This is a genomic window from Sneathiella sp., assembly GCF_036960985.1.
Classification (GTDB): Bacteria; Pseudomonadota; Alphaproteobacteria; order Sneathiellales; family Sneathiellaceae; genus Sneathiella.
In genome coordinates, this window is record NZ_JBALWD010000016.1 from 73,430 (window position 1) to 79,812 (window position 6,383).

Sequence of the window (6,383 nt, forward strand, 5' to 3'; positions counted from 1 at the left end):
AAAGGTTGATGACGGATTATAAAAAAGGCTCCGCTTTACCGCGGGGCCTTTCTTCTGCAACGACGCTTTATCTCGGGTCGGTTAAGGATCAGATTGATCAATTTCATATGATTATTCGAGAGCCTTCCGGCATTCTGCATTGGTTCGATGTTCGCCGGCCGGAGTTGCTAAATTGGTGCATTGGTGAAAATGACGTTCTTTCAACAGATATCAAGCATCAAGTTGCGTCGTTAGATCAAGCCACCGGTCGCCAATCGAAGAGCGTGCGCCCAAAAATTATGGGAATTTTGAATGTAACGCCTGATAGCTTTTCAGACGGCGGGCGGCATTTTAACGCAAGCGTTGCCATCGAACGGGCCAAGGAGTTGGTTACAGAAGGAGTTGATATCCTCGACATCGGCGGAGAGAGTACCCGTCCTGGGGCCAACCTGGTAAGCATTGAGGAAGAAATTGACCGGGTTATCCCGGTAATTGAAGGTTGCAAGGCTTTGAATGTCGAGATTTCGATAGATACGCGCAAAGAGCCTGTCATGAAAGCTGCAGTAGCTGCAGGGGCGACAATGATAAATGATGTTTCTGCGCTTGAGTTTGATGAGAACAGTTTGAATTTTCTGGCCTCTAATACGCTGCCGGTTTGCTTGATGCATAGTTCTGCTGACCCAAAAATTATGCAGATCAATCCTGAATATAAACATGTTTTGCTGGATGTGATCGATTACCTCAAACGTCGAATAGAATGTTGTGAAGAACAGGGTGTTGACCGCAATCGGATCGTGGTTGATCCGGGTATCGGTTTTGGCAAGACGATGGATCATAATCTTACTTTGTTAAAAGGGCTGCCATTTCTACGATCTTTGGGATGCCGTATTCTTCTTGGCGCTTCCCGAAAATCCTTTATCGGACGAATAAGTTCTGAAAACAGATCCGAGAACCGTATTGGAGGATCAATAGCTGCCGCTCTTTATGGCGCACAAGCTGGTGCAGATATTCTTCGTGTTCACGATGTTCACGAGACAAGACAAGCCGTTAAAATATGGCAATCCATTGATCGTGCCTCTTTTTAGACATGTTTTAAGGGTTTGGTGCTATGTTGTCGGCGAGTTTACGTTGATTATTAGAGTGATTAAATGACACGAAAATATTTTGGAACTGATGGAATCCGCGGAACTGCTAATCAGGAGCCGATGACAGCTGAAATTGCTCTCAAGGTGGGTAAGTCAGCCGGCAAAAAATTTGCGGGACGCGGTAACTTTCGGCACCGTGTTGTAATCGGTAAAGATACGCGATTATCGGGTTATATGGTTGAACCTGCACTAACAGCGGGTTTTACGTCAGTAGGAATGGACGTTGTCCTTGTCGGACCATTGCCTACTCCTGCGATCGCCATGCTCACAAGATCGTTGCGCGCGGATCTCGGTGTTATGATTTCGGCATCTCATAATTCATTTGAAGACAACGGCATAAAGCTGTTTGGTCCGGACGGGTATAAATTGTCCGATGAAGTTGAGAAAAGCATCGAAGCGGATATTATTGATGACAGCAATCTTGTTTTAGCGGAACCAAAACTATTAGGTCGCGCCCAACGTCTGGACGACGCGCCAGGGCGATATATCGAATTCGCCAAGAGTAGTTTTCCGCGTCGTCAACTTTTGAAAGGCCTCAAGATTGTCGTCGATTGTGCCAATGGTGCTGCTTATAAGGTAGCACCGACTGTTCTTTGGGAACTGGAAGCTGATGTTATTTCCATGGGCGTTTCACCGAACGGTTTCAATATTAATGAAGATTGTGGATCGACGTCGACAGCTGCCATGTGCGCGCGCGTCGTGGAAGAAGGTGCGGATCTCGGGATAGCTCTCGATGGCGACGCAGACCGCCTTTTGATATGCGATGAAAAAGGACGGTTGATTGATGGAGATCAATTGATGGCCCTGATAGCGAAAACCTGGCAACAGCGCGAGCAATTGCGTGGCGGTGGTATTGTTTCCACTGTGATGTCTAATATGGGACTTGAGAAGTTTCTGGAAGATATTGGCCTTACACTGGCACGCACGGCGGTAGGTGATCGATATGTTGTCGAACATATGAGGCGGCATGATTTCAATGTCGGTGGGGAGCAATCAGGACATATCGTTCTCAATGATTATAGTACGACCGGCGATGGCTTGATTGCGGCATTGCAGATTCTTTCGGTGATTGTTGATGAGAAAAAGCCCGTAAGTGAAATATGTCATAACTTCGAGCCTTATCCGCAGATCTTGAAAAATGTACGCTTTAAGAAAGGCGACCCTCTGGCCGCGGACGCTGTTAAAAAAGCGATAAAAGATGGCGAAATTCGGCTTGGTGATAACGGTCGCTTGCTAATTCGGAAATCGGGAACCGAACCGTTAATCCGGGTTATGGGTGAGGGAATAAATGACGATTTAGTTAATGAGATCGTCGATAATATTGTGAATGAAGTAACGGCTTCGGTCGAATAAAAAAATACAGGGGGAGTCCATGCAAGGACGGGTTTTGATCATCGCTGGGTCCGATTCCGGCGGTGGTGCGGGTATTCAAGCTGACATAAAAACGGTGACTGCGCTCAACGGTTTTGCCGCGACGGCAATTACTGCGCTAACAGCTCAAAATACTTTGGGTGTTCAATCTATTGAGGAGGTTTCTGCGCAGTTCGTAGTTGAACAGATCCGAGTTGTTCTTGACGATATCGGTGCAGACGCCATAAAAATAGGGATGTTACATCGCCGTGAGATAGTTGAGGCAGTCGCCGATTATTTGGATGCCGAGAAAAATCTACCGCCGGTCATTCTGGATCCAGTAATGATCGCGAAAGGCGGCGCAGCTTTGGTCGCCGGCGATGCAAGTGAGACCATTAAATCACGATTAATCACGGCTCACACGCATATTCTTACGCCAAATATTCCGGAAGCTGAGCAGCTTACCGGTATGAAAATCGAGAGTTTGTCGGATATGGAGAAAGCCGGCCGTCAATTGTTGGAAATGGGACCAATAGCTGTCTTGATGAAAGGCGGTCATCGAGAAGGCGAGTATGTGGTGGATTTACTGGTTTCACCGGAAGGCGTACAAAGTTTTTCTCAAGAACGGTTTGACACGCTTCATACTCATGGAACCGGTTGCACACTCTCTTCTGCGATCGCAACTGGAGTAGCGCAAGGCTTTCCTATAAAAAAAGCGGTTGGACGAGCGCTCAGATATGTCCATACGGCAATTGAACAGGCCCCGGGTATCGGCGGCGGGCATGGTCCGCTCGACCATGCCCACAACGTAATGCCTTTTGATTAAGCCCTATAATCTCCCTAAGACATCAATCAATTTGTCGATTTCACTTTCTGAATTATAGTAGTGAAATGATGACCGTATCAGCGTATCTATGCCCCGCTTGTCTAAATCAAATCGAGTGCTGCTTATATCAGTAATTGATACGTTGATTTTATTATCGGTCAAATGCGCCTTGACCGCTTCGCCGGTATGGTCCTTATGCTCAAAAGTGACAATACCCCCTTTTTCAGCACCAATATCCTGAACAGTGATGCCGGGAATTTGCGAAAGCGCAGTTCTTGCAGTCGCCGCCAAGTCTCGCAAGCGCGCTGAGGCCGCATCTATGCCGATTTCTTTTAAATAGTCGATTGCTGTTCCGAGCCCAATTACGCCGGCAGTATTGAATTCCCAATTTTCAAATCTTCGGGCACTTGAGTCCATTTCGTAAGATGTGAGCTCAGTCCATCTGGCACTATGCATGTCCAGAAACGGTGGATCCAGTTCGTCCATAAATCCTTTGCGGACATAGAGGAAACCAGTGCCTCTTGGGCCTCGAATATATTTTCGGCCCGTTGCGGAAAGCATATCGCAACCGATAGCTTCAACATCTATGGGAATTTGCCCGACAGCCTGGCAGGCATCCAGTAAGTAGGGAATACCGTGACGCTTGGCGACAGCTCCAATATCAGCAGCCGGATTGATAAGGCCGCCATTAGTGGGAATCTGCGTTACGGATATCAATTTAACTTTGTCGTCGATCATGGATTCCAGTGCGGCTACATCCATTTGACCGCTGTCATCGCTGGGAACAAAATCAATGACAACCCCTTTACGTTCTGCCATTTGTAAATACGCAATGACATTAGCCGCATATTCCGCCTCAGCGGTCAAAATGCGATCCCCTGCCTGAAAACGAATGCCATAAAAAGCCATTTGCCAAGCGACAGTCGCATTTTCGACGAGCGCTATTTCAGAACGATTACAATTGATGAGTTCTGCAATGGCATCGTAAGTACGTTCAAAAGCAGGTTTAGCGCGCGCCGCTGCTTCATAGCCTCCGATATTAAGTTCTAGGTCCAGATGATCTTTAACCGAGAGATACACGGGCAAGGACATTAGAGCGGCCCCCGCATTATTTAGATGAATGCGGTTTTGTATGCCCGGTGTTTCTTGCCGGATTTTATCGATATTGAGAGACATTGAATTTCGTCCTGATTAACTATGGCCAGAAACATTATGAGGAACATAAGCGTCATTGAGACGCGCAAGCTCATCGACATCCAGCGAAATATCGAGGGCCGCTATCGCCTCATCGAGTTGGTACATTTTGCTGGCACCGATAATAGGTGCCGTAATATTTGGGCTGTGATGAACCCAAGCCAGAGCAATTTGCGCATTTGACACACCCCGGGAAGTCGCAATCTCCGTTACGATATCAAGGACCTCGTAATCGGCGTCCTGACCGTATTTCAAGGCTTTGGCGATGCCGTCGGTTCGAGCCCGAACCGTCTCTCCTTCGTTGCCCTTTTTCTTGTTTCCGGTCAAAAAACCGCGGGCAAGGGGTGACCAGGGGATTACACCAATTCCTTGGTCTTCACAAAGCGGGAGCATTTCACGCTCTTCTTCCCGATAAACAAGATTGTATGCGTTCTGCATGGAGATGAACTTGGTCCAGCCATTTTTCTCAGAAATATTAAGGGCCTTCATAAATTGCCAAGCATGCATGGAGGACGCGCCGATATAACGAACTTTGCCGGCTTTAACGACGTCATGCAGGGCTTCGAGGGTTTCCTCAATTGGCGTGTCGTAATCCCATCGATGAATTTGGTATAAATCCACATAATCTGTGCCCAGACGTTTAAGAGAGCCGTCGATTGCCTGCATTATATGCTTGCGTGATAGGCCGCTATGCATCGGGTTGTCAGACATACCATAATAAACCTTAGTAGCAACCACGACCTCGTCTCGACGCGCAAAATCCTTTAAGGCGCGTCCCAGAATTTCTTCCGATGCGCCTAATGAATACATATTCGCTGTATCGAAAAAATTTACACCCTGTTCAAGTGCACGTTTGATAAAAGGACGACTTTCATCTTCTGGCAAGACCCATTCTCTCCAGTTTGGATCACCGTAGGTCATTGTCCCAAGACACAGTTCACTTATTTTCAGTCCGGAGTTTCCGAGTTGTTTGAGTTTCATTTTTATCTCCGTTTCAGGGCAGTGGATAGGGACAGTATCAGCCTGTCAGCATCTTGATCCGTATTGAAAAGATGGGGAGTGATCCGCAAAGAAGCGCCACGTACTGATATGTATATATTTTCTTCAAGCAGGGTTTCAAGCAGATTTGACGGAAGGCCATCTTTATGCCGGAGGCCGAGAAAATGTCCAGCACGATGTGTCTCAGGTATTGCTTGCAAATCCAGCTCTAGGCAACGCTCTGCGATAGCGTGAGTTCGTAGACGTAATGTTTCCTGAATATTCTCGACACCCCATTCTAACAATTGTTCCAGAGCCGCAATAGCCATGGGCATTAGCGAGAAATTCGCGCGCTCTCCCATGTCAAACCTGAGGGCGCCTTCCTGATAATCAGCCCGATAATCAACCAGACCAGAAAAATCTTCAGAACCACCCCGATTGAGCCAATTATATTCTATGGGCTCACCAGATTGGTATTCGGGCGCGACATACATAAAACCAAGGCTATAGGGGCCGAGCATCCATTTATATCCAGCCGCGATCATGAAATCGGGTTGAATTTTTGCGACATCAAAAGGCAACGCACCAATTGACTGGGTGATATCCAAAACCAGCTTGGCCCCATGTTTCCGTAATTTTCTACCAATTGCCTCCAGGTCCAGCAGTGATCCATCAGTCCAGTGAATATGACCAAGGGCGGCAAGGGCTGTATCATCGTCTATGGCGGCCAGGACTGCTGTCGTCCAGTCGTAATCAGCCGGCGTATTTATGGTGACGATCTCTGCGCCGGTACGCGCGCTAAGCTCCTGCCAGCAATAGACATTTGAAGGAAACTGATCTTGTAGGATCAGTATTTTTTGACCCGTTGACGCAGACATATTTTTGGCGGCAATGGCTAGACCATAAGAAGC

At 47.4% G+C, this 6,383-nt stretch carries 6 protein-coding genes; 3 read left to right on the top strand and 3 right to left on the bottom strand.

Annotated features, from left to right (window positions below; all coding sequences use genetic code 11):
- Window positions 1-8 precede the first annotated feature (8 nt).
- The 3 genes from folP (at window position 9) to thiD (ending at window position 3,300) form a co-directional block, all read left to right on the top strand.
- Window positions 9-1,064 (top strand): dihydropteroate synthase, encoded by a 1,056-nt coding sequence (folP, locus tag V7723_RS11235; protein WP_335684562.1) that lies wholly within the window; start codon window positions 9-11, stop codon window positions 1,062-1,064.
- 63 nt (window positions 1,065-1,127) lie between these two features.
- The gene (gene glmM, locus V7723_RS11240; protein WP_335684563.1) at window positions 1,128-2,477 is read left to right on the top strand and encodes a phosphoglucosamine mutase; all 1,350 of its coding nucleotides are present in this window, start codon (window positions 1,128-1,130) and stop codon (window positions 2,475-2,477) included.
- 19 nt (window positions 2,478-2,496) lie between these two features.
- On the top strand, window positions 2,497-3,300 hold the full coding sequence (thiD, locus tag V7723_RS11245; RefSeq protein WP_335684564.1) for a bifunctional hydroxymethylpyrimidine kinase/phosphomethylpyrimidine kinase: 804 nt from the start codon (window positions 2,497-2,499) through the stop codon (window positions 3,298-3,300).
- 3 nt (window positions 3,301-3,303) lie between these two features.
- On the opposite strand, the gene V7723_RS11250 is transcribed toward thiD, so the two are convergent.
- The 3 genes from V7723_RS11250 to V7723_RS11260 all read right to left on the bottom strand — a co-directional run.
- The gene (locus tag V7723_RS11250) at window positions 3,304-4,476 is read right to left on the bottom strand and encodes an aminotransferase class V-fold PLP-dependent enzyme (protein WP_335684565.1); all 1,173 of its coding nucleotides are present in this window, start codon (window positions 4,474-4,476) and stop codon (window positions 3,304-3,306) included.
- Window positions 4,477-4,491: 15 nt separating this feature from the next.
- Window positions 4,492-5,475, bottom strand: coding sequence for an aldo/keto reductase (locus tag V7723_RS11255; protein WP_335684566.1), 984 nt, complete (start codon window positions 5,473-5,475; stop codon window positions 4,492-4,494).
- Between the two features lie 2 nt (window positions 5,476-5,477).
- On the bottom strand, window positions 5,478-6,383 hold a 906-nt coding region (locus tag V7723_RS11260; protein WP_335684567.1), incomplete at its 5' end, for an aminotransferase class V-fold PLP-dependent enzyme.

What these genes read in the sequence shown, in the direction of transcription:
- glmM (WP_335684563.1), top strand. Translation starts at nt 1,128, where the DNA reads ATGACACGAAAATATTTTGGAACTGATGGAATCCGCGGAACTGCTAAT.
- V7723_RS11250 (WP_335684565.1), bottom strand. Translation starts at nt 4,476, where the DNA reads ATGTCTCTCAATATCGATAAAATCCGGCAAGAAACACCGGGCATACAA.
- V7723_RS11255 (WP_335684566.1), bottom strand. Translation starts at nt 5,475, where the DNA reads ATGAAACTCAAACAACTCGGAAACTCCGGACTGAAAATAAGTGAACTG.
- thiD (WP_335684564.1), top strand. Translation starts at nt 2,497, where the DNA reads ATGCAAGGACGGGTTTTGATCATCGCTGGGTCCGATTCCGGCGGTGGT.
- folP (WP_335684562.1), top strand. Translation starts at nt 9, where the DNA reads ATGACGGATTATAAAAAAGGCTCCGCTTTACCGCGGGGCCTTTCTTCT.